The 26,037-nt window shown below is 72.2% G+C and carries 23 protein-coding genes; 12 read left to right on the plus strand and 11 right to left on the minus strand.

Annotation, left to right across the window (positions count from 1 at the left end; genetic code table 11):
* Nucleotides 1-181 precede the first annotated feature (181 nt).
* Complete coding sequence (locus QOL88_RS17055) at nucleotides 182-1,030, minus strand: LLM class F420-dependent oxidoreductase (protein WP_097217241.1); 849 nt, start codon at nucleotides 1,028-1,030, stop codon at nucleotides 182-184.
* A 235-nt stretch (nucleotides 1,031-1,265) separates the two neighbouring features.
* Here QOL88_RS17055 and QOL88_RS17060 point away from each other — a divergent pair, with 235 nt between their 5' ends.
* Nucleotides 1,266-2,840 carry a CehA/McbA family metallohydrolase gene (locus tag QOL88_RS17060; RefSeq protein ID WP_257027801.1) on the plus strand — a complete coding sequence of 525 codons (1,575 nt, stop codon included), beginning with the start codon at nucleotides 1,266-1,268 and terminating at the stop codon, nucleotides 2,838-2,840.
* On the opposite strand, the gene QOL88_RS17065 is transcribed toward QOL88_RS17060, so the two are convergent.
* Nucleotides 2,768-4,390: a helix-turn-helix domain-containing protein gene (locus tag QOL88_RS17065; protein ID WP_143668867.1), complete on the minus strand. Its 1,623-nt coding sequence runs from the start codon at nucleotides 4,388-4,390 to the stop codon at nucleotides 2,768-2,770. The genes QOL88_RS17060 and QOL88_RS17065 overlap by 73 nt on opposite strands.
* Before the next feature lie 181 nt (nucleotides 4,391-4,571).
* Between QOL88_RS17065 and QOL88_RS17070 the strand changes: the two genes are divergently transcribed.
* The 4 genes from QOL88_RS17070 (at nucleotide 4,572) to QOL88_RS17085 (ending at nucleotide 8,030) form a co-directional block, all read left to right on the plus strand.
* Complete coding sequence (locus tag QOL88_RS17070) at nucleotides 4,572-4,787, plus strand: hypothetical protein (RefSeq protein ID WP_097217243.1); 216 nt, start codon at nucleotides 4,572-4,574, stop codon at nucleotides 4,785-4,787.
* A 55-nt stretch (nucleotides 4,788-4,842) separates the two neighbouring features.
* The gene (locus QOL88_RS17075) at nucleotides 4,843-5,247 is read left to right on the plus strand and encodes a nitroreductase/quinone reductase family protein (RefSeq protein WP_097217244.1); all 405 of its coding nucleotides are present in this window, start codon (nucleotides 4,843-4,845) and stop codon (nucleotides 5,245-5,247) included.
* Between the two features lie 88 nt (nucleotides 5,248-5,335).
* Entirely contained in the window at nucleotides 5,336-5,713 is a 378-nt protein-coding gene (locus QOL88_RS17080; protein ID WP_097217245.1) for an effector-associated constant component EACC1, read from the plus strand.
* Complete coding sequence (locus QOL88_RS17085) at nucleotides 5,697-8,030, plus strand: caspase family protein (protein ID WP_097217246.1); 2,334 nt, start codon at nucleotides 5,697-5,699, stop codon at nucleotides 8,028-8,030. The genes QOL88_RS17080 and QOL88_RS17085 overlap by 17 nt, the downstream gene beginning before the upstream one ends.
* Nucleotides 8,031-8,049: 19 nt before the next feature.
* Here the strand turns inward: QOL88_RS17085 and QOL88_RS17090 are convergent, their stop codons facing one another.
* The 6 genes from QOL88_RS17090 to QOL88_RS17115 all read right to left on the minus strand — a co-directional run bounded on the left by QOL88_RS17090 (nucleotide 8,050) and on the right by QOL88_RS17115 (nucleotide 15,500).
* Nucleotides 8,050-9,501: an aldehyde dehydrogenase family protein gene (locus QOL88_RS17090; RefSeq protein WP_097217247.1), complete on the minus strand. Its 1,452-nt coding sequence runs from the start codon at nucleotides 9,499-9,501 to the stop codon at nucleotides 8,050-8,052.
* Nucleotides 9,498-11,228, minus strand: coding sequence for an N-acyl-D-amino-acid deacylase family protein (locus tag QOL88_RS17095; RefSeq protein WP_097217248.1), 1,731 nt, complete (start codon nucleotides 11,226-11,228; stop codon nucleotides 9,498-9,500). Before QOL88_RS17095 ends, QOL88_RS17090 begins: the two co-directional genes overlap by 4 nt.
* A 95-nt stretch (nucleotides 11,229-11,323) precedes the next feature.
* Nucleotides 11,324-12,442, minus strand: coding sequence for an LLM class flavin-dependent oxidoreductase (locus QOL88_RS17100; protein WP_097217249.1), 1,119 nt, complete (start codon nucleotides 12,440-12,442; stop codon nucleotides 11,324-11,326).
* 113 nt (nucleotides 12,443-12,555) lie between these two features.
* The gene (locus tag QOL88_RS17105; protein ID WP_097217250.1) at nucleotides 12,556-13,326 is read right to left on the minus strand and encodes an SDR family NAD(P)-dependent oxidoreductase; all 771 of its coding nucleotides are present in this window, start codon (nucleotides 13,324-13,326) and stop codon (nucleotides 12,556-12,558) included.
* 9 nt (nucleotides 13,327-13,335) lie between these two features.
* Nucleotides 13,336-14,238, minus strand: coding sequence for a TIGR03619 family F420-dependent LLM class oxidoreductase (locus tag QOL88_RS17110; protein ID WP_097223042.1), 903 nt, complete (start codon nucleotides 14,236-14,238; stop codon nucleotides 13,336-13,338).
* Nucleotides 14,239-14,252: 14 nt separating this feature from the next.
* Nucleotides 14,253-15,500 carry an amidohydrolase family protein gene (locus tag QOL88_RS17115; protein WP_097217251.1) on the minus strand — a complete coding sequence of 416 codons (1,248 nt, stop codon included), beginning with the start codon at nucleotides 15,498-15,500 and terminating at the stop codon, nucleotides 14,253-14,255.
* A gap of 227 nt (nucleotides 15,501-15,727) precedes the next feature.
* Between QOL88_RS17115 and afsR the strand changes: the two genes are divergently transcribed.
* Complete coding sequence (afsR, locus tag QOL88_RS17120; RefSeq protein ID WP_283445898.1) at nucleotides 15,728-18,784, plus strand: SARP-family global regulator AfsR; 3,057 nt, start codon at nucleotides 15,728-15,730, stop codon at nucleotides 18,782-18,784.
* Between the two features lie 218 nt (nucleotides 18,785-19,002).
* Entirely contained in the window at nucleotides 19,003-19,179 is a 177-nt protein-coding gene (locus QOL88_RS17125) for a hypothetical protein (protein WP_179878883.1), read from the plus strand.
* 85 nt (nucleotides 19,180-19,264) lie between these two features.
* Here the strand turns inward: QOL88_RS17125 and QOL88_RS17130 are convergent, their stop codons facing one another.
* A complete protein-coding gene (locus tag QOL88_RS17130; protein WP_373559345.1) occupies nucleotides 19,265-19,594 on the minus strand; it encodes a hypothetical protein in 330 nt (109 codons plus the stop codon).
* A gap of 65 nt (nucleotides 19,595-19,659) precedes the next feature.
* Nucleotides 19,660-19,938 (minus strand): hypothetical protein, encoded by a 279-nt coding sequence (locus tag QOL88_RS17135; RefSeq protein WP_097217253.1) that lies wholly within the window; start codon nucleotides 19,936-19,938, stop codon nucleotides 19,660-19,662.
* 116 nt (nucleotides 19,939-20,054) lie between these two features.
* On the opposite strand from QOL88_RS17135, the gene QOL88_RS17140 reads away from it, so the two are divergent.
* Nucleotides 20,055-20,981, plus strand: a complete 927-nt coding sequence (locus QOL88_RS17140) for an SMP-30/gluconolactonase/LRE family protein (protein WP_097217254.1) — start codon at nucleotides 20,055-20,057, stop codon at nucleotides 20,979-20,981.
* On the opposite strand, the gene QOL88_RS17145 is transcribed toward QOL88_RS17140, so the two are convergent.
* Nucleotides 20,971-22,578, minus strand: coding sequence for a FadD3 family acyl-CoA ligase (locus tag QOL88_RS17145; RefSeq protein WP_097217255.1), 1,608 nt, complete (start codon nucleotides 22,576-22,578; stop codon nucleotides 20,971-20,973). The two genes, QOL88_RS17140 and QOL88_RS17145, sit on opposite strands and share 11 nt — an antisense overlap.
* A 97-nt stretch (nucleotides 22,579-22,675) precedes the next feature.
* Here QOL88_RS17145 and QOL88_RS17150 point away from each other — a divergent pair, with 97 nt between their 5' ends.
* Genes QOL88_RS17150 through QOL88_RS17165 form a run of 4 tightly spaced genes read left to right on the plus strand, consistent with a single transcriptional unit; the run spans nucleotide 22,676 to nucleotide 26,033 of the window.
* Entirely contained in the window at nucleotides 22,676-23,836 is a 1,161-nt protein-coding gene (locus tag QOL88_RS17150; RefSeq protein WP_097217256.1) for a lipid-transfer protein, read from the plus strand.
* 10 nt (nucleotides 23,837-23,846) lie between these two features.
* A complete protein-coding gene (locus tag QOL88_RS17155) occupies nucleotides 23,847-24,260 on the plus strand; it encodes a Zn-ribbon domain-containing OB-fold protein (protein WP_097217257.1) in 414 nt (137 codons plus the stop codon).
* Nucleotides 24,257-25,033, plus strand: a complete 777-nt coding sequence (locus tag QOL88_RS17160) for an enoyl-CoA hydratase/isomerase family protein (protein WP_097217258.1) — start codon at nucleotides 24,257-24,259, stop codon at nucleotides 25,031-25,033. The genes QOL88_RS17155 and QOL88_RS17160 overlap by 4 nt, the downstream gene beginning before the upstream one ends.
* Nucleotides 25,034-25,082: 49 nt before the next feature.
* The gene (locus QOL88_RS17165) at nucleotides 25,083-26,033 is read left to right on the plus strand and encodes an alpha/beta fold hydrolase (protein WP_097217259.1); all 951 of its coding nucleotides are present in this window, start codon (nucleotides 25,083-25,085) and stop codon (nucleotides 26,031-26,033) included.
* Nucleotides 26,034-26,037 lie beyond the last annotated feature (4 nt).

A 26,037-nucleotide genomic window follows, 5' to 3' on the forward strand; every position in this document is an offset into this window, starting at 1 on the left:
GTGCGCGTCTCAGCTCGGGCGTGCTGGTTCGTCGGCGCGTGCGGGCAGTGCGTGGTTTCTCGCGCGGTTCCCCGCGCCCCTGAAGGCCTGCGGCCCCTTCAGGGGGCGCGGGGAACTGCGCGACCGGCCACGACGAACCCGCGGCCGGCCACCCACCCGGCGTCGGCGGACGAGACCCCGACTACCCGACGAACGCCCCGTACTGGTCCAGCGCCTTCAGCACCTCCGCCTCCCCTGCCGGAGGCAACTGCGCCACGACCTCCTCGATACCGAGGTCGGCGTAGTGGGCGAGCTTGCCCGGGCTGGGGTGGACGGCGTAGGGGACGACCTGGAGGGCCTCGGGGTCGCGCCCGGCGTCGGCCCAGACGGTGCGCAGGACCGGCAGCGCCTCGCCGAGCCCCCGGCCGCCGATCGGCAGCCAGCCGTCGGCGTACTCGCTGATGTGGGTGAACAGCTTGGGTCCGGCGGCCCCGCCGACGAGCGTGCGCGGGCCGACGACCGGGCCGCGCGGCTTCCGCACGGGCTTCGGATACGCGTGGCTGGCCCGGACGCCGCCGAACTCCCCCTCGTAGGCGACCGGTCGCTCCGACCACAGGGCGCGCATCAGCGCCATCCGGTCCCGGACCAGCTCGCGCCGGGTGCTCCACCGCACGCCGTGGTCGGCGGCCTCCTCGACGTTCCAGCCGAAGCCGAGCCCAAGTGTGAACCGGCCGCCGGAGAGGTGGTCGAGGGTGGCGATCTGCTTGGCCAGGGCGATCGGGTCGTGCTGGGCGACGAGCGTGATGCCCGTGCCGAGCCCGAGCCGCTCGGTGACGGCGGCGGCCTGGCCGAGGGCCACGAACGGGTCGAGGGTGCGGCCGTACTCGGGCGGCAGGTCACCGCCCGCCGGGTACGGGGTGGTCCGCTCGACGGGGATGTGGGTGTGCTCGGGAAGGTACAGCCCCGCGAAACCGCGGTCCTCCAGCTCCCGGGCGAGCCGGGTCGGGGTGATCGTCTCGTCGGTGAGGAAGATCGTCACGGCGATGCGCATGACGTATCTCTACCGGAGGGCGGCCCGACTGTCGATACCGACCAGTCGGATTTCCAGATGAGCCCAGCGACGGCGGCGACCACGACACGCTCCCGGCAGCGCACGGCTGTTTCCCCGTTCACCGCCGTCCGATTCCCGTCCCTTGCACACCGGTTCACGGCTGACTACAAGGGTGCACACGCACCACCCCGCACCACCCAAGCCACGTCACCGACGACACCTGGGGAGCAGCAGCATGTGCGAGGACAGCCACGGCGGGCTCGGCCGGCGCGCTCTGTTCGTGACGGGAGCGGCGGCCGCGCTTACCTTGGGAAGCGTGAGCTTCGCTTCAGCGGCCGACGGGGGCCGGGAGAGCAGAACCGTGCGCGGCACGCTGCCGCCCGGCTCCCCGGACTTCGTGTACGTGCCCGTCGAGGTCCCGGCCGGTGTCCGCGAGCTCAAGGTCGCCTACACCTACGACCGGCCGTCCGTCCCGGCCGGCACCATGGGCAACGCCCTCGACATCGGCGTCTTCGACGACCGCGGCACCGAGCTCGGCGGCCGGGGCTTCCGGGGCTGGTCGGGCGGGGCGCGCACCGAGTTCTTCATCCGCGCGGACGACGCGACGCCCGGCTACCTCCCCGGCCCGGTGCGCGAGGGCACCTGGCACATCGCGCTCGGCCCGTACACCGTCGCCCCTCAGGGCCTGTCGTACGAGATCACGATCACGCTGACGCACGGGGAGCCGGGCGAGGCCGCCGAGCCGGTGTATCCGCCGGAGCGGGCCAAGGGCCGGGGGCGGGCCTGGTACCGGGGCGACTGCCATCTGCACTCCTGGCACTCCGACGGCCGCCGCACCCCCGCCGAGATCGGGGAGCTGGCCCGGGCGGCCGGCCTGGACTTCATCAACTCCTCCGAGCACAACACGCACTCCGCGCACGCCCACTGGGCCGACGTGGCCGGCGACGACCTGCTCGTCATGCTGGGCGAGGAGATCACCACCCGCAACGGGCACGTCGTCGCGCTCGGCACCGACCCGGGCACCTTCGTCGACTGGCGCTACCGGGCCCGCGACAACCGCTTCGGCCGGTTCGCCCGGCAGATCCGGCGCGCCGGCGGCCTGGTCGTCCCGGCCCACCCGCACGCCACCTGCGTCGGCTGCAACTGGAAGTTCGGCTTCGCCGAGGCGGACGCGGTCGAGGTGTGGAACGGCCCCTACACGCCCGACGACGAGGTGGCGCTGGCCGACTGGGACAGCATGCTCGTGGCGTCCGTACGCGACGGGCGCGGCTGGCTCCCGGCGATGGGCAGCAGCGACGCCCACCGCTCCCCGGACGCGGTGGGCAGCCCCCAGACGGTCGTCCTGGCCGACGATCTGACCCGGGAGGCGATCCAGGAGGGCATCCGGGCGGGACGGTCCTACGTCGCCGAGTCCGCGCGGGTCGCGCTGTCGCTGCGAGTGTCCGGCGGACGCGGCGAGCACGCGGGCATCGGCGAGCGTCTCACCGTCGGCCGCGACACCCCGGTCACGGTCCGCCTGGAGGTCACCGGCGCCCCGCGCTGCACGGCCCGCCTCGTCACCGACCAGGGCGTCCTGCACACCAGCGACCCGCTGCCGGTCTCCGGCTCGGGCGTGGTCGAGTGGCGGACGACACCGTCGTACGCGGCGTACGTACGGGCCGAGTTGCGGCACGAGGCGGCGGCGGGGCCGCTCCCCGGGCCGCTGGCGGCGTTCACCAATCCGATCTTCCTGGGGCGTCAGGGGGAGGTGGGCGGGGAGGCGTCCCGGCCGGGCGCGGGCTCAGCGCCCGCACCGCCCGGCCACCAGTAGTTCACGACGTACTCGAAGAGGTCCGGGCTCCAGCGGTCCATCATCGACGCGAGCACGTTGTCGGTTCTGGGGCGCAGCTCGTCCAGCAGCCGGTCGAACAGGGAGAGGTCGCCGCCCGCTCCGTGGTACATCATCACGGCGACCGCTCCCGCCAGCCTCTCGTCCGCGCACTCGGCGAGGAATGCGAACAGGCTGTGCAGAGCGGGCTCCGCGAGTTCCCGAAGGCCCAGGTCGAACCGCTCGGCCACGGGGGCCGAGGGCTTCACCTTCGGGCTCCCCTGGCGGCTCACCCGGGCGATGACGAGCCGGGCCGTCTCGCGCATGCCGGCGTCGAGCAGCCCCACCGCCACATGGAAGGGGAAGCCCGCGTCGACTGCGACGCGATGCGGCGCCACCACCGCACTGGTCGTCAGGGGGAGGTTGGCGGATTCCCCGCCGGTCATGGCCCCGGTGAGCAGTCCCAGGGCTTCGGACGGTGTGGTCGCGCGTCGCACGGCGGCAGCCAGCATCCGGTCGCTCAGCGTGCCGCCGGGTCCCTCCAGGGCCAGCACCCTTCGGTAGTAGTCGGCGACGTTGCTCTCCGTGATACGTGACGCCACCGCCGCCACCCAGGCGTCCTGGACCGCGGTGTCGCTCAGCACCGCTCCGTGCCGGCCTCCGGAACCGGTCACCAACTCCGCGGCGACCCGCAGCACTTCCCCGGCCGGACGCAGGCGGCCTGCATCGGACACGAGGGCGCTCACCTGCTCCCGGTCCCTGCGCCCCGACAGCCACGCCATCAGGTCCAGCACCTCGTCCAGCGGCCGCGACCACGCCGCCTCCGTCAGATCCCGCGACGCCTCGGGGAAGTTCTCTTCCTCCCACATCCGCAGCAACTGGCTCTTGAACACCTCCAGCGGGATTCCGCCCACCGCCCCCCGCTCGGCCAGCTCCGCCTCCAGGAGCAGGACGCGCTCCCGCAGCTCGCCGCTGTGCGCCTCCGCCTCGGAACGAAGCCGCTCGGCCTCCCGGAGGTCCTTCTTCAGCTGTTCGATCTCGCGCAGCAGCGCCTCACGGGAGGCGGAAAGGGTCTCCTGTTCCCTGCGCAGCTCGATTCGTCCACCGGCGGCCTCGGCCCGCTCCGCGCTCCAGTCCAGCCGGAGCTGGGCCAGGTCCGCGGCGGCGTCGTGCACCTGTGCCTCGCGTTGCTGCAACAGCAGATGAAGTGCCTCGACATTGCGGTTGGCCCGCTCGGTGTCCCGTCGGGACCTCGCCAACTCACCGCGCAGGCTCTCCAGCTGGAACTCGGCGGGGTCGGTCTCCTTCAGTGCCATGAGCCACTTGACGCGGATCGCGTCCCTGGCCTCCGGCGTGACAAAACCGCCGCGCTCGCTCTCGACTTCGGAGATCAGCTGCTCGATGAAGTGCTTGGTGGGCATCCGCTGTCCGCCGAAGGCACGCGACACCACCGACGGATGGACACTGATCCGCTTCGCGTACTGCCGCTGACTGATGCCCAGCGTGTTGAACAGGTCCCGCAACATGGTGCCGAGCTCGGCAAGTTCGGGCACCTCACCGCGTTCGATCTCCGAAGAGTTCCCGGAACCACGGGCCACTGCGGTCAAGGCGTCCCCCGAAGTGTTGACTCGGCACCGGCACCATGGTGCGCCTTTCGCAACGTACCCGACCGGACGGAGGGTTTCTTCATCGATCGCTCGCCGGCTCATCGCCGCGATCCGAAAGGAACCCAGTATGCCCACCCGCTGGACCGGTCTCCTCGTCGGCGCCCGCTGGGCGCAGCGCGTCCTGCTCGTTCTCTTCGCGCTCGTGCCCGTGCTGGTCGTGACCCTGGCGTTCGTGCCCGCCCTGCTCGTCCTGCCCTTCCTCCGGTCGCGAACGGCGCACGCGCTCACCATGGTCGGTCGGCTCGCCACCTGGACCCGTGCGCTGCTGGTGGCCAGCCGGTAGCGGTGGTCAGATGGACACCCTGCCCGCAGCCTCGTGCGAAGGAGTCCCTCCGACCATGTCCCGCCTCGCCGATGTCAGGTTCCGTGCCGCCACCGCCTTCCAGCGCCGCGTCAACCCGCTGCTGCGCCGTCTCCCGCTCCAGACCGTCATCGAGACGAAGGGCCGTGTCTCCGGCCTGCCCCGGCAGACACCGGTGGGCGGGCGCCGCGTCGGCGACGCCTTCTGGCTGGTGTCGGAGTTCGGCGAGAAGTCGCAGTACGTGCGCAACATCAAGGCGGATCCGCGGGTGCGGGTGCGGATCCGCGGGCGGTGGCACGAGGGGACCGCCCATCTGATGCCGCAGGACGACCCGGTGGCCCGGCTGCGGGGGCTGCCCCGGCTCAACGGCCTGGGCGTGCGGGCGTTGGGGACCGATCTGCTGACGGTGCGAGTGGATCTACGGAGCGGCGACGGGTCTTGACACTCCGTCATGAGATCACTGCAATGGTCGTCCCGCACCGTGAAACGTGCGTCACGGCCGGCGCCGGCCGGACGAGGAGGGGGCGTGCGTGTCCATTCGCATCGACATCGCGGGAGACGACACCGCGCTGCCGGACCTGCGGGAGTGGCTGAGCAACGAGCGTGACCTGCGAGGCCGCCTCAGGCAGCGGACCAAGCCCGCCCAGCCCGGCACCATGGGGTCCGGTACGGAGCTCGTCATTCAGCTGACCGACCTCGGCCTCGCCGGTGTGAACACCGTGATCGCGGCGATCACCGCATGGCTGGCCTACCGTCAGAGGCAGCCGCGCGCGGCCCGCACGACCGTCACCGTCACCGCGCCCGACGGCACCCCGTACGACATCAGCGGCGCGGACCCGGCCGCACTGGCGCACGTGGCCGTGGAGATCGCCGAACGGCCCCGGGGCGACGATGATCCGGCTGCCTGATCCGGAACGTTCCCGTGCGTTCCTGTTCGGCGCCGCGACCTACCGGTACGACGACTTCCCCGACCTCCCGGCTGTCGCTGACAACCTCAGGGATCTGCGTGCCGCGCTGACTCCTCCGCTGGGCGGCTTCGCCGCTGAGCACAGCACGGTGCTCCTCGATCCGCAGGCGCCCCTGGCCGTCTACGAGCGGCTCTCCCACCACGCGCACGGGGCCACGGACACCCTGCTGGTCTACTTCGCGGGCCATGGCTTCCGGAAACTGAACGGCGACCTCCAACTCGCCGTGACCGACACTCAGTACGACAGCTCGCGGTTCAGCGCCTTCGACTACGACACGCTGCACGAGATCGTGGACGGGTCCGACGCGGCCAACAAGATCGTGATCCTGGACTGCTGCTTCAGCGGACGGGCGGTCCGGGGGATGAGCACGGCAGCCGCCGCGCTGGAACAGCGGACAGAGATAGACGGCGCCTGCGTCCTGGTTTCCACCACCGGCAACGCAGAGGCCCTGGCACCGCCCGGAGCGACGCACACGACCTACACGGGCGAACTGCTGCACCTGCTGCGGCACGGCGTGCCGGGAGCCGGCGACCTGCTGTCACTGGGCACCCTCGCCGAGCGCCTGCGCCACAGCCCCCGGCTGCGCGGGCTCCAGACGCCGGGGCACCGGTTCGTCAACAGCACCCGTCATCTGGCACTCGCCCGCAACCCCGCGGCGCCCGGCTCCAAGGCGGCCCGGCGAGCGATACCGGCACCGCCCCCGCCCCGGATCACCGCCGAGCAGGCCTACGTGGCCCGCCCGCTCGTCTTCGCCGGTGCTCGGCACGCGACGAAGAAGGACCTCGCGGCGACGGTCCGTTCCCACTGGAATACGGCCGCCGACCGGTTCTTCCGGAACATGGGCTCCGAAGCGCAGCCCTCTGAGGGCTGGAGTGAACTTCGGTCCTGGCTCCGGCAGTTCGACGACGCCGGGACCGACGATGTCGAGGGCCGGATCGTCCTCATCGACCGCCACCTGACCGATCGGAACCTCCCCGCGGACCGCAAGCTCCTGCACCTGCTGCGCTGGCTGGATCCCGACGGCCCGGTGGTGTACCGGGGCAGCCCCGTCACCTACGAATCCCTCGTACACGTCTGTCTGGACCGGTGCCTCGGCGGCGGCGACCGCGACACGCGGTTCTTCGAGGAGCTGTACGAGCAGCCGCTACTCGACATCCTGGCCCGGTTCGGCGGTCTCCGCGACCTGCGCGGGGTGCGGCGGAAGTGGATCGCGGCGGTGAAGGAGTGGAAGGGGGAGGCCGGGGCCGCCCGCGTGCCCTCCGATGTGCACCTCTGGGCGATCACCGCCGGGCCGGGGGCGCTGCTGGCCGCCCAGCTCCCGCCGAGGCACCTGGCCGTGGTCCGCGACCGGCTCCCGGCCAGGGCCCGGCCGCCGGATCCGGCGGCGGACTGGTACACCCGTCTGCTGCCGGCCACCGGCGGCAGACAGACCCTGCTCGGCCGGCTGTTCGAGGCGCGGTGGTCGGAACGGGCCCGGACGGACGGGCTGGCGGAGGCCCAGGAGCGCGAGCGGAAACGCCGGGTGACGCAGGCGACCGAGGAACAACGCCGGGCGAATGCGCGCAGACGGGAGGAGGAGCGGCAGCGTGCCGCGCAGGAGCAACGCGAGCGGCAGCTCAAGGAACGGCAGGAGGCGGAGCAGCGGCGGCTTTGGGAGAGGGAGCGGCGGATCGCCCGGGAGGCCCAGCAGCGTCCCGCCGCCGTAGCGCTCGGCCTGCTGCGCGCGTGCGCGCTCGTCTCGGTCTGGTTCCTCGTCCCGGCCCTCGCGGTCTGGCTCACCTGGTGGTACGGGTCCTACGAGTTCGACGGCGCACGGATCCTGACCTTCATGGCAGCCGTCGTGAGCTGCTCGGCCCTGTTCCGCCTGGCCCCGTGCGCCTATCGGCTGGGGGGTGCCTTCCGGCCGAGGCTGCGCGAGCCCTGGTCCTGGCTGCCGCCCGGCCGCACGGCGTTCGCCGCCGGTGCGCTGCTGCTGGGCTACGGCCTGATCGGCGGCGACACGTCCCTGCGGTCGGGTGACGTCAAAGCCGACTCCGACCTCCTGCGCGCCGTCGGCGTCGGCAACTTCCTGAACCACGTGGGCCGCAACGGCTACTCGACCTCCGGTTGGGCGACCCTGCTCTCCGTGCTCCTGCTGCCGCTCTGCGCCGGCTGCGTCCTGGCCGGAGCACACGCCGGCCGTGCCATGGCCCGGCGGTGGGAGCAGCACGGGGAACGGACCGGGCGGGCGGCCGACGGACAGACGCACCTCGGATGAGCCGGGCTCCGGCGCGCTCTCACCCCGGCCAGACGATCGCCTGCACCTCGCTGTAGGCGTGCAGCGCGTACGAGCCCACATCCCGGCCCACCCCGCTCTTCTTGAAGCCGCCGAACGGCGCCTCCATGTTCCGCCCGACCGTGTTGACCCCGACGCCTCCGGCCCGCAGCCGCCGCGCCACCCGGAAGGCCCGGGCCACGTCGCCCGACCAGACGTAGTCGATGAGCCCGTAGTCGGTGTCGTTGGCGAGCGCGATGCCCTCCTCCTCGTCGTCGAAGGGGACGACGGCCACCACCGGCCCGAAGATCTCCTCGCGGACCACGCGCATGTCATGGGTGCAGTCCGCCAGGAGGGTCGGGGCGACGTAGAAGCCGCTGGGAAAATCTGGGCGTTCGCCGCCCACCATCACCACCGCGCCTTCCTTGCGCCCCAGTTCGACGTACGACTCCACCCGGTCCCGGTGCGCCGCCGAGATCACCGGTCCGACCACGGTGTCCCGCTCGCCCGGGTCTCCGACCTTCAACCTCCTGGCGTAGGCGGCCAGTTGCTCCGCCAGTCGGTCGTACACCCCGCGCTGCGCCAGCACCCTCGTCGGTGCCGTGCAGATCTGGCCGCTGTAGAAGGAGAAGGTGGTGCCGATCCCGGCGACGGCCGAGCCCAGGTCGGCGTCGTCGAAGACGATCGCGGCGCCCTTCCCGCCCAGCTCCATCAGCTGCCGTTTCATGCCGCGCCCGCACACCTCGGCGATGCGCTGCCCGACCGCCGTGGAGCCGGTGAAGCTCACCATGTCGACGTCCGGCGACGCCACGGCCGCCTCGCCGACCTCCGTACGGGATCCGCTGACGACGTTCACCACGCCCGGCGGCACGCCCGCCGCCTCCAGGGCCTGCGCCATCCGGTACACCGACAGCGGGTCCTGCGGGGCGGGTTTCACCACGACCGTGTTGCCCATCGCCAGAGCGGGGGCGATCTTACCGGCCGGGTTGGCCCAGGGGTTGTTGTACGAGGTGACGCAGGTGACGACCCCGACGGGCTGACGGACGGCCAGGGCGCCGATCACAGCGGCCTTCCCCATCGGCCCGGCCTCGTTGATCTGGGGCGGGATCGCCCACTCGGCGGGCTCCACGCGCGCGTAGCGCCGGAAGCGGGCGGCGGCGACGCCGACCTGCATGCCGCGTGCGGTGCCGAGCGTCGCACCGGTCTCGGCCCGGGCCAGTTCGGCGTACTCCGTCAGCCGGCCGGCGATGATCCCCGCCGCCCGGCCGAGCACCGCGGCCCGCTCCTCCGGTGAGGTGCGCGACCACGGCCCGAAGGCCTCGCGGGCCGCGGCACAGGCCGCGAGCACCTGATCCCGCGAGGCCTCCGGCGCCCACCCGACGGTCTGTTCGCCCGCCGGGTCGATCACCTCGTAGTGCCCGCCGTCCGGCTCCACCCAGGAGCCGCCGACGAACAGCGACTGCCGTGCCGTCACCGCGTGCTCACCGTCTCCGTGTCCCGCCCGGAGCGCAGCACCCGGCCCGGTACGGCCCCGGTCACCACGTCGTCCCGGATCGCCTCGACCCCGTTGACCCAGACGGCCCGTACGCCGAGCGCCCGCGAGTCCAGCCGGGGGCTGCCGCCCGGCAGGTCGTGCACCAGGGTGGCCGGGCCCGCGTCGATCCGCTCCGGGTCGAGCAGGACCAGGTCGGCGTGCCAGCCCTCCCGCACCTGCCCGCGCTCCCGCAGCCCGAAGAGCCGGGCCGGGTCGTCGGTCAGCATCTTCACGGCCTGCTCCAGACCGACCAGCTTCCGCCCCCGCAGGCAGTCCCCGAGGAACCGGGTGGTGTACGGCGCCCCGCACATCCGGTCCAGATGGGCGCCCGCGTCGGACCCGCCCAGCAGCACGTCCTCGTGGCTCCAGGTCTGAGCCCGCAGCGTCCAGGACGCCGGGTCGTTGTCGGTCGGCATCGGCCACAGCACCGTGCGCAGTCCGTCGTTGACGCAGATCTCCACCAGACAGGCGAAGGGCTCCTGACCGCGCTCCTCGGCGATGTCGTTCACCACGCGCCCGGTGAGCCCGGCGTTCGCCTCGCTGTAGGTGTCGCCGATGACGTACCGCCCGAAGTTCGACAGCCGCCGGAAGACACCCGCCTCCTTGGACCGGGCCCGCCGCAGCAGCTCGGCCCGCACCTCGGGATCCCGCAGCTTCTCGATCCGCTCGGGCACGGGCAGCCCGAGCACCGGCCCCCACCCGGGGATGAGGTTCAGCGCGCAGAACGTCCCCAGCGACATGTTCATGGGCGTGAGGATCGGCATGGTCAGCGCCACGACCCTGCCGCCCGCCTTCCTCGCCTGCTCGCTCGCGAGCAGCTGCCGGGGCACGCGCTCGGGAACGGCCGCGTCGATGGTCAGCACGTTCCAGTTCAGGGGCCGCCCCGCCACCGCGCTCATCTCCACGAACAGATCGATCTCCGCGTCACTGAACTGATCCAGACAGCCCGCGACGATCGCCTCGATCTGTGTGCCCTCGCACTCCCCGACGGCGCGCGACAGCGCCAGCAGTTCGGCCGGCTGGGCGTGCCGCGAGGCGACGGGCTGCCCGTCGCCGTCGGAGTGGCTGGTCGACTGGGTGGTGGACAGCCCCCACGCCCCGGCGTCCATGGCCTCCCGCAGCAGCCGCACCATCGCGGCGAGCTGCTCCTGAGTCGGCTGCCCGCCCACCGCCTCCGGCCCCATCACGTACCGCCGCAGCGCACAGTGCCCCACCATGAACCCGGCGTTGACGGCGATCCGCCCTTCCAGGGCGTCCAGGTACTCCCCGAAGGAATGCCAGTTCCAGGGCGCGCCCTCCTCCAGCGCCACCAGCGCCATGCCCTCGACCCGGGACATCATCCGCCGCGTGTAGTCGGCGTCCCCGGGCCGGTCGGGGTGCAGCGGCGCCAGAGTGAACCCGCAGTTCCCACCAGCGACGGTGGTGACCCCGTGGTTGAGCGAGGGCGTGGCGTACGGGTCCCAGAAGAGCTGGGCGTCGTAGTGGGTGTGGGGGTCGACGAAGCCGGGGGTGAGGACGAGACCGGTGGCGTCCTCGACCGACCGTGCCCCCTCGGTGACCGTCCCTACGACGGCGATCCGACCGTCTCGTATGCCGACGTCGGCGGTGTATGCCGAGGCACCCGTCCCGTCCACGACGGTCGCGCCCTGGATGACGTGATCGAGCATGGGGGCTTCCTCTCAGCTCCGGTGCGATGTCCTACCTCAGGGGCGCGGGGAACTGCGCGATCAGCCACGGCCTGCCCGCACCCGCCCGACGACGCTCAAACCCCTCGACGGAACCGCGAAGTCCGATGCACAGGATCCGTATCGATCTTGGGAATCACGTACTCCCCGACCAGCCGGATCGTCTGCAGCGTCTCCTCCTTCGGCACCCCCACCGGCAACCCGAAACTCAACTGGTCCGCCCCGGCCCGCTCCCACCGCTCGCACTGCCGCAGCACCTCGTCCGGGTCCCCGCAGATCAGCAACTCCTCCTCGATGAGCACCTCCACGAACTCCTCGGTGTACTCCGGCAGCGTCTCGGGCCACACGGGAAACCCCTCGGGCCTCGGGAACGTGTCGTGGTACCGGAACACCAGCGAGGGCAGATAGTGCAGCCCCCCGCTCGCCGCGATCCGCACGGCCTCCGCATGGGTCGGCGCGCAGATCGCCGTGGTCGTCACCATCACGTTGTCGTTCACGAAGGCCCCGACCGGCTCCGCGTCCACGATCGCCGTCTTGTACTGCTCCAGCACCCACTCCATGTCGGAGACCTTCTGCACGCTGAAGCCGAGCACGCCGAGCCCCTTCTTCGCGGCCATGGCGTACGACGGCGGCGACCCGGCGGCGTACCACATCGCCGGGTGCGCCCCGCCGTACGGCTTCGGCAGGACCTTCCGCGGCGGCAGCGACCAGTGCTTGCCCTGGAAGCCCTGGTACTCGTCCTGGAGCCACATCTTGGGGAACTCGGCGATGGTCTCCTCCCAGAGTTCCTTGGTGTGGTTCATGTCGGTCACCCCCGGCATGAACCCGAGGATCTCGTGGGATCCGGCGCCCCGCCCGCTGCCGAACTCGAAGCGGTTGCCGCTGAGATGGTCGAGCATCGCGACCTTCTCGGCGACCTTCACCGGGTGGTTGACCGGGGCCAGCGGGTTGAAGATGCCGGAGCCCAGGTGGATCCGCTCGGTCGCGTGGGCCAGGTAGCCGAGGAAGACGTCGTTGGCGGACAGGTGCGAGTACTCGTCCAGGAAGTGGTGCTCGGAGGCCCAGGCGTACTTGAAGCCGGACTTGTCCGCCTGGATGACGTACTCGGTCTCCTCCATCAGCGCCTTGTGCTCGGCGAGCGGGTCGGTCTCGGCCCGTTTGCCGACGTATCCCTGAACGAAGATGCCGAATTCCAAGGAGGTTCACCGCCCCACGATCGGTTCATCATTTCTGACGGAGCGTCAGATTCATGGTCCGACTGTTCCACCGCCCTCCGGGAGCGTCAATAGCTGACGGTGCGTCAGGTAGGTCAGATGACGCTGACCCCGGCCAGCCACCCGCCGTCGATCACGAACGGCTGCCCCGTGATGTACGAGGAGTCCTGCGAGGTCAGGAACAACGCGAGCCTGGCCACCTCCTCGGGCCGCCCGACCCTGCCCAGCGGCACCAGCTTGCGGTACAGCCGGTCGAGGCCCTTCGCCGTCTCCACAAGGTCGGCGCCCGGGTCCAGCCGGGCCGGGTTGGACATCGCCGTGTCGATGGCCCCGGGGCACACGGCGTTGACGCGTATCCCGCGCCCGGCCAGCTCCAGGGCGGCGACCCGGGTCAGCCCGACGACGGCGTGCTTGGACGCCGCGTAGGCGCCCACCGCGGCCATCCCGGTCAGGCCCGTGCAGGACGCGGTGTTGACGATCGTGCCCCCGTCGGCCATCTCCGGGGCGACCGTCCTGACGCCGAGGAAGCAGCCCACCTGGTTGACCCTCACGACCTGCATGAACTCGTCGAGAGGGGTGTCGAGGAGGGAGTTGAAGCGCAGGACGCCGGCGTTGTTGACGAGCCCGTCGACTTGGCCGTAAGCGTCCTTGGTGGCCGTGACGGCGGCCTGCCAGTCGTCCTCGCTGCCGACGTCGAGATGGACGTACCGCGCGCCGATCTCCTTCGCGAGGGCCTCGCCCTGGTCGTCGAGGACGTCCGCGACGACCACCCGGGCCCCCTCGGCCGCGAACAGCCGTGCCTCCTGCTCGCCCTGGCCGCGTGCGGCGCCGGTGACGATGACGACCCGTCCGTCGAGCTTGCCCATGGGGTCTCCTCACAGCTCGGGGGCGACCTCGGCGCCGAACGCCGCGATCTGGTCGGTGAGTTCACTGCGGCTCCGGCTGCGGAACCGCACCTGGATCTGGTGCACGCCCATCGCCCGGTACGCCCGCAGCGACTCGGCGAGCTCCTGCGGCCCCCCGGTGAGGGTCCGGCGCCCCACCTCCCACCGGGGCGTGCCCACGTAGAGCGGTTCGGCGATGGCGCCCACGGTGAACGGCCCCTGGGCACGGGCCCCTTCGCGCAGCTCCCTGATACGTGCGACCTGCGCGGGCAGCCGGTCCCTCGGATCCCCCTGCGGCAGCCAGCCGTCGCCCTTGAGCGCGGCCCGTCGTACGGCGGCCGGTGAGGAACCGCCGACCCAGACGGGGATCCGGTCCTGCACCGGCCGGGGCCGCTGCCCGAGCCCCTCGAAGTCGTACAGCTTGCCGTGGTGTTCGGGGAACTCGTCGGGCCCGAGAGCGGCACGCAGGGCGTCGAGACACTCGTCGAGCACGGGCCCGCGCTGCCGGAAGTCCACCCCCAGGGCCTCGAACTCCTCCTGGACGTGCCCGGCACCGACCCCGAGGATCAGGCGACCGCCCGAGAGGTGGTCGAGGGTGGCGTACTGCTTGGCGGTGAGCAGGGGGTGCCGCAGCCCGACGATCGCGACATGGCTGAGCAGCCGGACGCGTGCGGTGGCTGCGGCGAGGAACGCGAGGGTGGCGACGGGGTCGTACCAGACGGTGCTCATGGCGGCGGCGAGGCGACGCGGGATGCCGACGTGATCGCAGCCGGCCAGGTAGTCGAACCCGGCCCGGTCGGCGGCGCGGGCGATCTCCAGCAGGTCGTCCGGCCCGGCCTCCGCCTCCCACCCCTCGGCGTAGAGGGTGCTCTGCGACTGGACGGGCAGCTGCATTCCGTACCGCAGGTTCACCGCGCGTCACCGGCGCCGCCCGGCCACAGCCCCTCGGCCGTCAGCCCGAGCAGCTCGATGGCGTTCCCGCGGACGATCCGCTCGACCACGTCGGGCTCCAGGTGCCCCATCTGCGCCTCGCCGACCTCGCGGGACTTGGGCCAGGTGGAGTCGGAGTGGGGGTAGTCGGTCTCGTAGAGGACGTTGCCGACGCCGATGGAGTCGAGGTTGCGCAGTCCGAAGGCGTCGTCGAAGAAGCAGCCGTAGACGTGCTCGGCGAAGAGCTCGGACGGCGGCCGGTGCACCTTGTCGGCGACGCCGCCCCAGCCGCGGTTCTCCTCCCACACCACGTCGGCCCGCTCCAGGATGTAGGGGATCCAGCCGATCTGCCCCTCGGCGTACATGACCTTGAGGTTCGGGAACTGCTCGAACTTGCCGCTCATCAGCCAGTCGACCATGGAGAAGCAGCAGTTGGCGTACGTGATGGTGGAGCCGACGGCGGGCGGGGCGTCGGCGGAGGTGGACGGCATGCGGCTGCTGGAGCCGATGTGCATGGCGACGACGGTCCCGGTCTCGTCGCACGCCCGGAGGAACGGGTCCCAGCCGTCGGTGTGGATCGAGGGCAGCCCGAGGAACGGCGGTATCTCGGAGAAGGCGACGGCACGGACCCCGCGGGCGGCGTTGCGCCGGACCTCGGCCGCCGCCAGCTCGGCGTCCCAGAGGGGGATGAGGGGCAGGGGTATGAGCCGCCCGTGCGCGTCCGGGCCGCACCACTCCTCCACCATCCAGTCGTTGTAGGCGCGCACGCAGAGCAGGCCCAGTTCGTGGTCCTTGGCCTCGGTGAAGGTCTGGCCGCAGAAGCGCGGGAAGGTGGGGAAGCACAGGGCGGACTGGACGTGGTTGACGTCCATGTCGGCGAGGCGGGAGGTGACGTCGTAGGACCCGGGCCGCATCTGCTCGTACGTGATGACCTCGAGCTTGATCTCGTCCCTGTCGTACCCCACGGCGGTGTCGAGCCGCGTCAGGGGCCGCCGCAGCTCCTCGTAGACCCACCAGTCCCCGACCGGCCCGTCGTCCCCGGGCTGCCCCATGACCGGCTTGAAGCGGCCTCCCAGGAACGTCATTTCCTTCACGGGGGCCCGGACGATACGCGGTCCGACCTCCCGGTACTTCCCCGGAAGCCGGTCCTGCCAGACGCTCGCGGGCTCGACGGTGTGGTCGTCCACGGAGATGATCAGCGGAAACGTGCTGTCGTGGGTGTCCATGGCGCTCACGGTAGCGCTGATCTGACGGTGCGTCAGCTATGCCTGCGGAGGTCGGTCTCCGGCCGTGATGGCGTGGTTCACCCGACTCGGCCGGGTGGGTGCGGAGAGAGTGTGCAGACCTGGTGGACTCCCGTGTGCCGCCCTGTGATCGGTGTCTCCCACGGCTGACGTATCCGCCGTCAACAAGGCAAACTGGCGTGGTTGCTCAGGATGTCTAGGGGGACTGCATGGACGGTGTACCGGACGGTGTGCCGCGCGTACCGGAGCAGCGGCGTCCCGACTCCACGCCGACGCCGTCGGAGCCGTCGACGACGCCGGTGGCGGAGCGGCCGGCCGAGTCCGCCGCTCTGCGCTTCAGCGTGCTCGGGCCCGTGCGCGCCTGGCGCGGTGACGAGCCGGTCACCACCGGGTCCCCCCAGCAACGCGCCCTGCTGGCCGCCCTGCTGCTGCGCGAGGGCCGCACCGCCACGGCCGCGGAGCTGATCGACGCCCTGTGGGGCGAGGAACCGCCCTCGCAGGCGCTGGCGGCGGTACGCACGTACGCCTCCCGCCTGCGCAAGGTGCTGGACCCCGGCGGCGAGGCCCGCCGGCCGGGCGGCACCGCTGCCACCGCCTCCGCGGTCCTGGTCAGCGAGTCCGGCGGCTACGCGGTCCGCGACCTCGCCGAGGACGCCCTGGACCTCACCGTCGCCCAGGACCTGGCGACCGAGGCGGAGAAGGCCCGCTCCGCGGGCGACCTCTGCCACGCCCGCGAAACCCTGCGCCGCGCCCTCGCCCTGTGGGACGGGGAGACCCTGGCCGGAGTGCCGGGCCCGTACGCGCAGACCCAGCGCGTCCGGCTGGAGGAGTGGCGGCTCCAACTCGTCGAATCGCGCCTGGACATGGACCTGGAGCAGGGCTGCCACGCCGAGGCCGTCTCGGAGCTCACGGCCCTCACCGCGGCCCATCCGCTCCGGGAGCGGCTCCGCGAGCTCCTGATGCTGGCGCTCTACCGCAGCGGCCGCCAGGCCGAGGCACTGGCCGTCTACGCCGACACCCGCCGCCTGCTCGCCGACGAACTGGGCGTGGACCCGCGCCCCGGCCTGAGCGAGCTCCAGCAGCGGATCCTCCAGGCCGACCCCGGACTGGCGGAGCCCTCCTCCCCCGCGCCCGAGCCGGCCACCGTCCCGGTCCGCCCGGCACAACTGCCCGCGACGGTCCCGGACTTCACCGGCCGCTCCGGTTTCGTGCGGGAGCTCGGCGACATCCTGGCCTCCGCCGAGGGCCGGGTCATGGCGGTCTCGGCCCTGGCCGGCATCGGCGGCGTCGGCAAGACGACCCTGGCGGTGCACGTGGCGCACCGGGCGCGCGCGGCGTTCCCGGACGGACAGCTCTACGTCGACCTCCAGGGCGCGGGTGCCCGGGTGGCGGAGCCGGAGACGGTGCTGGGCTCCTTCCTGCGCGCCCTCGGCACGGCCGACTCGGCGATCCCCGACTCCCTGGAGGAACGCGCGGCCCTCTACCGCTCGGTCCTCGCCGGGCGCCGGGTGCTGGTCCTGCTGGACAACGCCCGGGACGCCGCCCAGGTGCGCCCCCTGCTGCCCGGCACGGACGGCTGCGCCGCGCTGGTCACCTCCCGGGTGCGGATGCTGGACCTGGCGGGCGCCCACCTGATCGACCTCGACGTGATGTCCCCGGACGAGGCGCTGGCGCTGTTCACGAAGATCGTGGGCGAGGAACGGGTGGCGTCCGAGCGGAAGGCCGCGCTCGACGTCGTCGCGGCCTGCGGTTTCCTGCCGCTGGCCATCCGTATCGCGGCGTCCCGCCTGGCGGCCCGCCGTACCTGGACGGTGTCGGTCCTCGCGGCGAAGCTCGCCGACGAGCGCCGCCGCCTGGACGAGCTCCAGGCCGGCGACCTGGCCGTCAAGGCGACCTTCGAGCTCGGCTACGGCCAGCTGGAACCCGCCCAGGCCCGCGCGTTCCGCCTGCTGGGCCTCGCGGACGGCCCCGACATCTCCCTGGCCGCCGCGGCGGCGGTCCTGGACCTGCCGGCGGAGGACACGGAGGACCTGCTGGAGTCCCTCGTGGACACCTCGCTCCTCGAATCGGCGGCCCCCGGCCGCTACCGCTTCCACGACCTGGTGCGGCTCTACGCGCGTGCCTGCGCGGAACGGGACGAACTCCCCCCGAGCGAACGCGGCTCGGCGCTGTCCCGGTTGCTGGACTTCTACCTGGCGTCCGCGGCCGGGGTGTACGCGATCGAGCGGCCGGGGGACCGGCTGGTGGATCACCTGGAGCCCACGTCGTACCCGGGGCTGCGGTTCGACAACCGGCACGCGGCGCAGGACTGGCTGTACGCGGAGGCCATCTGCCTCCTCGCCTGCGTACGGCAGGCCGCGGGGCGGCCCGAGACCCTCCCGCGGGCGATCGACATGCTGTGGGCGGCGCACGACCTCTCCGAGTCGGGGGCCAACTCCAAGGAGTACGAGGCGACCGCCCAGGCGCTCGTCGGCGCGGCCCGGTCGCAGGGCCTCGGCCGGGCGGAGGCCCGGGCGCTGATGACGCTCGTCAACGTCCATCACGTGAGCGGCCGCTTCGAACGGGCCGAGGAGGAGGCGGAACGGGCCATCCGCCTCGCGCGGGAGTCCGACGACCTGCTCCCCGTCTGCTGGGCGCGCAACGCGCGCGGCATCATCGCGCTCTACCAGAACCGTCACGCGGACGGCGAGGAGCACCTCTCCCGGGCCATCGAGCACTTCCGGGCCCTGGGCGACCGCCCCGGGGTGGCCGCCGCGCTCTGCAACCTCTCCCGGATCCATCTCGCGACCGGGCGCACCCAGAGCGCGGTCGCGCTGGCCCAGGAGGGCATCGACATCTACGACGCCATGGGCAACTCCCTGCGCGGGGCGAACGCCCGCTACGCCCTCGGGCTCGCCCTCACCCAGAGCGGGGAGCTGCACAGCGCCGCCGAGCGGCTCCAGGAGGCGCTGGAGGTGTTCCGGGACAGCAGGCAGCGCCTCTGGGAGGGCATGAGTCTGTTCCGGCTGGCCGAGGTGGATCTCGCCGCCCGGCGTGCGGCGCGGGCCGCCGCCAACGCCGAGATGGCCCTCACGGTCCTCCGCGGGATCGGCGGGGAGTGGCGGCGGGGCAACGTCCTCACGGTCCTCGGACGCGCGCTGAGCGGCATCGGCCAGACCGGACGGGCCCAGGTCTGCTGGCAGGAAGCGGCCGGAATCTACGACGAGTTGGGCTCGCCCGAGGCCGCCGAGGTGCGTGCGTTGCTGTCCCCGGTGCAGGCGGCCTGAAGCGACGAGCCGGGGCGTTCATCATTCGTTTATCCCCCGACGCCATGATGGACGCAGTCGATCCGTCGCGTCGGGGGGCAGACGGGTCACCGCACGGGCCTCGCTCCGGTCGTTCGGGGCGAGCGGCCCGGGCGGGACCGCCCGGCCATCCTCGGGGGAGTGACCGGGCGGTCCCGCCGACCGCACTGCTTGATCCATGCCAAGGGGAGTTGACGATCATGGGCGACCAGCTCAAGCCGCAGGACCTGCACGCCACGGACGAGCCGCCGGCGACGCAGGACCTGCACGCCACGGACGAGGGCGCCGTCAAGAAGCAGGACCTGCACGCCACGGACGAGCCGCTGGAGACGAAGGACCTGCACGCCACGTCGGAGCCTTTCAAGCCGACGAAGTAAGCCACCGTTACACGGGGTTCGGCCGCGGCGGCGCGGAGGGGGAGCCGTCGCGGCCGAGGTGTGTCCGTGGGCAGGTGCCGTCATGTCACAGCGGAACGACCCGCACGCCCGGCCCGCACAGCTTTCCCATGTCGTCCTCGTCGGACGTGAAGAGCACCACACCTGCGGGCTGCCGGCCCGCGATCACGGCCAGGGCCGCGTCGATCGCGTGCTTGTGGCCGTGCAGACCCGTTTCCTGGAGCAGGGTGACAGCGGCGTCGGCGACCTCGCGTGTCACGGGTTCCACCACGACACGCGACATCGCCCACGCCCAGGCCGCGCGCCTCACCCGGCCGTGGTAGGCCTCGATCAGCGTCATCGAGCTGGTCACGACGCGGATCCCGGAGCGGTGTGCGTCCTTGAGCCGCGCGAGCATCACCCGCTCGCCGAGAACGGCCCGGGACAGCGCCTCGCAGTCCAGCACGTAGCAGGACGGCACCACTAGCTCGCCCTCCGGTCCCGCTCCCCGGTCCCCGTTCCCTGCTCGGTGAAGTGGCGCTCGAATTCCCTGCGCTCGGCCTCGGCCGACGCGAGTTCGGCCTCGGTGACGGAGCCGTGCTCGTGCTCCAGCCAGGTCACCAGCTCACCCAACCGGTCCTGCTCCCGCTGGCGCTCTATGGCCCGCGTCACATAGGCGCTGAAGCCGCCGGACCCGACCTCCTGCCGGATCTCCTCGGCGAGCTCCTCCGGCAGCGTCACGGTGTACTTCTTCGTTGCCATACCACTTACCATACCGGCCCGGAGCGCCGTCGGCTCGGCGTGGTGCGCCGCCGGCCGCGGCGCGCGATAGTGGGTTCGCGCAGATCACCAGTCGGCCCACTCATGAAGGCGGCCCCATGCCCGGCGAGCAGCCCCATCTCTACGAGACCCTCGACGAGCGGTTCCGGACGGGGCGCTGTCAGGCGGGGGACTCGCGGCTGGAGGCCCTTTACGAGGGGTGCCGGTGGGCCGAGGGGCCCGTGTACATGCCCGCCGGGCGGTACCTCGTGTGGAGCGACATCCCCAACGACCGGCTGCTGCGGTGGGACGAGACCACCGGGGCCGTCGGGGTGTTCCGCTCCCCCGCCGGGTACCCGAACGGCAGCACCCTGGACGTCCAGGGGCGTCTCGTCACCTGCGAGCAGGGCAATCGGCGGGTGACCAGGACCGAGCACGACGGCTCGGTCACCGTGATCGCCGAGCGGTTCCGGGGCAAGCGGCTCAACAGCCCGAACGACGCCGTGGTGAGGTCGGACGGGTCGGTGTGGTTCTCCGACCCCGAGTTCGGGATCGCCACCGACTACGAGGGACATCGCGCCGAGAGTGAGATCGGTGCCCGGAACGTCTACCGGGTCGACCCGGCGAGCGGCGAGGTGCGGCTGGTCGCCGACGGGTTCCAGGGGCCCAACGGGCTGGTCTTCTCGCCGGACGAGCGGCGGTTGTTCGTGTCCGACAGCGTCGCCAACCACATCCGCGTCTTCGACGTGAGCGAGGACGGGATCTCGCTCTCCGGGGGTGAGGTGTTCACCGCGTGCGCGCAGGGCAACTTCGACAACATCCGGTTCGACGACGAGGGGCGGCTCTGGGCCGCCGCCATGGACGGGGGCGTGCACTGCTACGACCCCGACGGCACGCTCCTGGGCCGCATCCTGGTGCCCGGCACCGTCGCCAACGTGCGGTTCGGCGGCGCCCGGCGCAACCGGCTGTTCATCGCAGCCGACACCACCCTGTACTCGCTCATGATGTCGGTCACCGGCACTCCGGCCCTGCCGCTCAGCCGGTGACCGAGTCCCGCAGGGCGCCCTTCACGACCTTCCCGCTCGCGTTGCGCGGCAGCTCGGCGACGAACTCCACCGTTCTCGGGACCTTGTAGTTCGCCATCTCCCTGCGGGACCAGGCGATCAGGTCGTCGGCGGTCAGCAGGGCGCCGGGGCATCGCACGACGTAGGCCCGGCCGACCTCGCCGAGCCGGGCGTCCGGTACGCCGATCACCGCCACGTCGGCCACGTCCGGGTGCAGGCCCAGCAGCTGCTCTATCTCGGCGGGGTAGGCGTTGAAGCCTCCGACGATGAACATGTCCTTGAGGCGGTCGGTGATGCGCAGGTTTCCCGCCGCGTCCAGGACGCCGATGTCGCCGGTGCGCAGCCAGCCGTCGGGGGTCAGCACCTCGGCGGTGGCCTGCTCGTCCTCGTAGTAGCCGGACATGACGTTGAAGCCGCGCACCAGGACCTCGCCGGGCAGGCCGGGTTCCAGGGGCCGGTTCTCGGGATCCACGACCCGGATCCGCGTGCCGGGGACGGCGCGGCCCGACGTGGACGCGATGACCGTCGGGTCGTCGCCGCGCCGGCACATCGTGACGATGCCGCTCGCCTCGGAGAGGCCGTAGGCCGTGAGGACCGTGCCGATGCCGAGTTCGGTGCGCAGGCGTTCCACCAGGCGCAGCGGCACGACCGCCGCTCCCGTCACCACGAGGCGGAGGGCCGAGAGGTCGTGGGCGTCGCGTGCGGGGTGGTCCAGGAGCGACTGGAGGAGGGTCGGGGGGCCGGGGAGTACGGAGACCCGTTCGGCGGCGATGTTGGCCAGGACCGTGTTCACGCTGAACACCGGCTGGGGGATCATCGTCGCGCCCCGCATGAGACAGGCGATCACCCCGGCCTTGTAGCCGAAGGTGTGGAAGAAGGGGTTGACGATCAGATAGCGGTCGCCCCGGGTGAGACCCGCGAGGTCGCCCCAGATGTCGTAGGCGCGCAGGGTCTGGTCGTGAGTGATGACCGCGCCCTTGGGGCGGCCGGTGGTGCCCGAGGTGAAGATGATGTCCGAGGGCCAGGTCCCCCGCACGGCCGCCGACCTGTCGCGTACGTACGCCGTTCCCACCCCCTCCCCGCCGACCAGGAAGTCCTTCCAGGTCAGGAAGCCGGCCGGGGCGTCCTTCGAGAGGACGACCGCGTGCTTCAGGGCGGGCAGACGGGGCAGGGGGCCGGTGCCCGGGCCGTCTCCGGCGGCCCTGCGCAGGGACGCCACGTACGACGTTCCGAGGAACGTGCCCGTCACGAACAGCAGTCGGGCGCCGCTGCGGCGCAGCACGTCCGCGGCTTCGGCGCCCTTGAACCGGGTGTTCAGCGGCACGAGGACCGCGCCCGCCGTCACCGCGCCCAGGGCCGCCACGATCCAGTCGAGGGAGTTGGGGGCCCAGATGGCGACCCGGTCGCCCGGTTCGACGCCGGTGGCCAGGCAGGCCGCCGCGGCGCGCTCCACGCGTGCGCCGAGTTCCGCGTAGGTGACGCGGCTGCGGCCCTCGACGACCGCCTCGACGTCCGCGTAGCGCTCGGCCGCCGCCCTGACCAGGTCCGGAACGCTTTCCCATGCCGTATCCGCTCGCACAGCACGCCTCCCCACGCGATAGGAGCTGACCACCCGTCAGATTATCTGTAATCTGACGACCTGTCAGTGACCGTTCGGCCCCGGAGGTGCGCGCAGCATGGCAGCAGGATCGGGAGGCCTCAAGGACGCCACCGCTCTCGTCGGCATAGGCCAGACGCCCTTCGCCAAACGGCTCCCGGAGGACGAACGCACCCTGGCCTGCCGGGCCGTCCTGGCCGCTCTCGACGACGCCGGGATCGCGCCCGGCGAGGTCGACGCCCTCGCCTCCTACACCATGGAGGAGACGGACGAGGTGGAGCTGGCGAAGGCCTGCGGCTTCGGCGACCTCACCTTCTTCAGCAAGGTCGGCTTCGGCGGCGGCGGTTCGTGTGCCACCGTCGCCCATCTCGCCGCCGCCATCACGGCCGGGCAGGCGAGCGTCGGGGTCGCCTGGCGGTCCCGCAAACGGGGCAGCGGACCACGGCCCTGGACCAACACCACCGTCCAGCTCCCGACCCCGGCCCAGTGGACCCGCCCCTACGGGCTGCTGAGGCCCGCCGACGAGATCGCGATGCTCACCCGCCGTTACCTGCACGAGTACGGCGCCACCCGCGATCACCTGTTCAACGTCGCCCTGGCCTGCCGCAACCGGGCCAACCAGAACCCCGCCGCGATCATGTACGACCGCCCCCTGACCCGCGAGATGTACATGACCTCCCGCTGGATCAGCGAGCCGCTGTGCCTGTTCGACAACTGCCTGGAGACGGACGGGGCGCTGGCGTGCGTCGTGGTCTCCGCCGAGCGCGCCCGCGACTGCCGGCGCAGGCCCGTCTACGTCCATTCCGTCGCCCAGTCGCTCCCCGCCCAGCACCACGGCATGGTCAACTACTGGAACGACGACCCCCTCACCGGCCCCGCCTGGAGCGCCGCCCGGCATCTGTGGAAACACTCCGACCTGGCCCCCGAGGACGTCGACGTCGCCCAGATCTACGACGCCTTCACGCCCCTGGTCCTGCTCTCCCTGGAGGGCTACGGCTTCTGCGGGCGCGGCGAGGGCGGGGCGTTCACCGAGGGCGGGGCGCTGGAGACCGGCGGGCTGCTGCCGGTGAACACCGCCGGGGGCGGTCTGTCCGAGGCCTATGTGCATGGATTCAACCTCATCAACGAGGGGGTCAGGCAGCTGCGCGGGACCAGTACCGCGCAGGTGCCGGGAGCCTCCGCCTGTCTGGTCACCGCCGGGGAAGGGGTCCCGACCTCCGCCCTGCTGCTGAGGAGTTGAGGAGCCGTTCATGCTGCGTCCCGTCCCCGACACCGACGGCGCCCCCTTCTGGGAGTACGCCGCGCGGGGTGAACTCCGCGTCCAGGCCTGCGGCGGCTGCGGGGAACTCCGCTTCCCGCCCCGGCCCTGCTGCCCGCACTGCCAGTCCTTCGAGAGCGAGTGGCGTGCGGTGTCAGGGCGGGGCCGGGTCTGGTCGTACGTCGTCGCCCATCCGCCGCTGCTGCCCGACTACGCGGCGCGGGCGCCGTACAACGTGGTCGTCGTCGAGCTGGACGAGGCGCCTCGCGTCCGGCTGGTGGGCAACCTGGTCGCGGGGGCCGGGCAGCCGCTCGGCGCCTTCCCGCCGGAGAACGTGCGCATCGGCGCCCGGGTGCGGGCGGTCTTCCACGACGGCCTTCCCCAGTGGGTTCCGGAGCGGCCATGAGCAGCGTGCTCGTGCGGGCCGACCGGGACAGCGGGGTCGCCGTGGTGACGCTGAACCGGCCCGAGCGGCTCAACGCCGTCGACCTCGCCATGGCCGACGAACTGGCCTCCACCTGGCACGACTTGCGGTTCGACGACGCCGTGCGCGCGATCGTCCTCACCGGGGCCGGAGAACGCGCCTTCTGCACCGGCATCGACCGGGATGCCGTCGTCCCGCAGCCGAACTCGCCCTACGCGCAGGACGATCCGCTGCTCGTCATCGGCCCCAAGGCGAACGACCTGTGGAAACCGGTCGTCGCCGCGGTGCGCGGCATGGCCTGCGGGGGCGCCTTCTACCTGCTGGGCGAGGCCGAGTTCCTCGTCGCGGACACCACCGCCACCTTCTTCGACCCGCACACCACCTACGGCATGGTCAGCGCCTACGAGTCCGTCCTGATGGCACAGCGCATGCCGTACGGGGAGGTCGCGCGGATGGCGTTGATGGGGACGGCGGAACGGATCTCGGCCCGGCGGGCGTACGAGGTCGGGCTGGTGTCGGAGCTCGTGGCGGAGGGCGAGGCCCTGGGCGCGGCGACCTCGTGCGCCGAGGTTCTCGCCGGCTATCCGACCGAGGCCGTCCAGGGAACCGTGCGGGCGCTGTGGGCCGCGAGCGAGGCGGGGCGCTCGCAGGGGGTCGCGCAGGCGCCGCACCTCATCGCACTCGGGAACGCGGCGGGCGAGCGGCAGGCCCGGTTGTTCGGCGAGCGGTCGCGGGAGTACCGGTTGCGCCGGTAAAAGTCGTTTCCTCATACATGCGTATGCTCGGGGTGTGGTTGAGCATCGGATGATCGACGTCAATGGCATACAGCTGCACATCGCGGAGCAGGGCGAGGGCCCGCTCGTGGTGCTGCTGCACGGGTTCCCGGAGTCCTGGCACTCCTGGCGGCACCAGTTCGGTCCGCTGGCCGAGGCCGGTTTCCGGGTGGTCGCGCCCGACCAGCGCGGATACGGCGGCAGCGACCGCCCCGAGGACGTGTCCGCCTACAGCATCCTTCACCTGGTGGGAGACGTGGTCGGGCTGATCCACGCGCTGGGCGAGGAGCGGGCGTTCGTCGTCGGCCACGACTGGGGCGCGCCGGTGGCCTGGCACACCGCGCTGCTGCGGCCGGACGTGGTGCGCGGGGTGGCGGGGCTGAGCGTGCCGCCGCCGTTCCGCGGCAGCCGCCCCCCGCTTCAGACCATGCAGGAGCGGTTCGAGGGCCGCTTCTACTGGAACTACTTCAACCGGCCCGGCGCCGCGGACGCCGAGTTCGCCGCCGACACCCGCACGACCCTGCGCAAGCTGCTGTACTCCGCCTCCGGTGACGCGCCGGACGCCGGGCGCCCCGAGCAGGCCCTGGTCGACCTGGAGCGCGGCTGGCTCACGGACGCGCCGAACCCCGAGGTGCTGCCGGAGTGGCTGACCGAGGACGACCTCGACGTGCTCACCGAGAGCTTCGAGCCGGGCTTCACCGGCGCGCTCAACTGGTACCGCAACCTGGACCGCAACTGGGAGCTGACCGCCCCCTGGCAGGGCGCGGTCGTCTCCCCGCCCTCGCTGTACGTGTACGGCGACCGGGACCTGGTCCCGGCCTTCCCGGGCACGCCCGAACTGATCGACCGGCTGCCGGAGTTGATGCCGAACCTGCGCCGCAAGCCGCTCGTGCTGCCGGGCTGCGGCCACTGGACGCAGCAGGAGCGGCCCGCCGAGGTGAACGAGGCGCTGATCGACTTCCTGACGGAGCTGCGGGGCTGAGCCC

Origin of the sequence: Streptomyces sp. Ag82_O1-12, from assembly GCF_900182715.1 — a bacterium.
GTDB lineage: Bacteria > Actinomycetota > Actinomycetes > Streptomycetales > Streptomycetaceae > Streptomyces > Streptomyces massasporeus.

Coding starts and splice junctions, on each gene's coding strand:
- QOL88_RS17085 (WP_097217246.1), top strand. CDS start 5,697: ATGATCCGGCTGCCTGATCCGGAACGTTCCCGTGCGTTCCTGTTCGGC.
- QOL88_RS17075 (WP_097217244.1), top strand. CDS start 4,843: ATGTCCCGCCTCGCCGATGTCAGGTTCCGTGCCGCCACCGCCTTCCAG.
- afsR (WP_283445898.1), top strand. CDS start 15,728: ATGGACGGTGTACCGGACGGTGTGCCGCGCGTACCGGAGCAGCGGCGT.
- QOL88_RS17105 (WP_097217250.1), bottom strand. CDS start 13,326: ATGGGCAAGCTCGACGGACGGGTCGTCATCGTCACCGGCGCCGCACGC.
- QOL88_RS17070 (WP_097217243.1), top strand. CDS start 4,572: ATGCCCACCCGCTGGACCGGTCTCCTCGTCGGCGCCCGCTGGGCGCAG.
- QOL88_RS17060 (WP_257027801.1), top strand. CDS start 1,266: ATGTGCGAGGACAGCCACGGCGGGCTCGGCCGGCGCGCTCTGTTCGTG.
- QOL88_RS17125 (WP_179878883.1), top strand. CDS start 19,003: ATGGGCGACCAGCTCAAGCCGCAGGACCTGCACGCCACGGACGAGCCG.
- QOL88_RS17110 (WP_097223042.1), bottom strand. CDS start 14,238: ATGCAGCTGCCCGTCCAGTCGCAGAGCACCCTCTACGCCGAGGGGTGG.
- QOL88_RS17140 (WP_097217254.1), top strand. CDS start 20,055: ATGCCCGGCGAGCAGCCCCATCTCTACGAGACCCTCGACGAGCGGTTC.
- QOL88_RS17150 (WP_097217256.1), top strand. CDS start 22,676: ATGGCAGCAGGATCGGGAGGCCTCAAGGACGCCACCGCTCTCGTCGGC.
- QOL88_RS17130 (WP_373559345.1), bottom strand. CDS start 19,594: ATGCTCGCGCGGCTCAAGGACGCACACCGCTCCGGGATCCGCGTCGTG.
- QOL88_RS17055 (WP_097217241.1), bottom strand. CDS start 1,030: ATGCGCATCGCCGTGACGATCTTCCTCACCGACGAGACGATCACCCCG.
- QOL88_RS17135 (WP_097217253.1), bottom strand. CDS start 19,938: ATGGCAACGAAGAAGTACACCGTGACGCTGCCGGAGGAGCTCGCCGAG.
- QOL88_RS17160 (WP_097217258.1), top strand. CDS start 24,257: ATGAGCAGCGTGCTCGTGCGGGCCGACCGGGACAGCGGGGTCGCCGTG.
- QOL88_RS17155 (WP_097217257.1), top strand. CDS start 23,847: ATGCTGCGTCCCGTCCCCGACACCGACGGCGCCCCCTTCTGGGAGTAC.
- QOL88_RS17115 (WP_097217251.1), bottom strand. CDS start 15,500: ATGGACACCCACGACAGCACGTTTCCGCTGATCATCTCCGTGGACGAC.
- QOL88_RS17165 (WP_097217259.1), top strand. CDS start 25,083: ATGATCGACGTCAATGGCATACAGCTGCACATCGCGGAGCAGGGCGAG.
- QOL88_RS17095 (WP_097217248.1), bottom strand. CDS start 11,228: ATGCTCGATCACGTCATCCAGGGCGCGACCGTCGTGGACGGGACGGGT.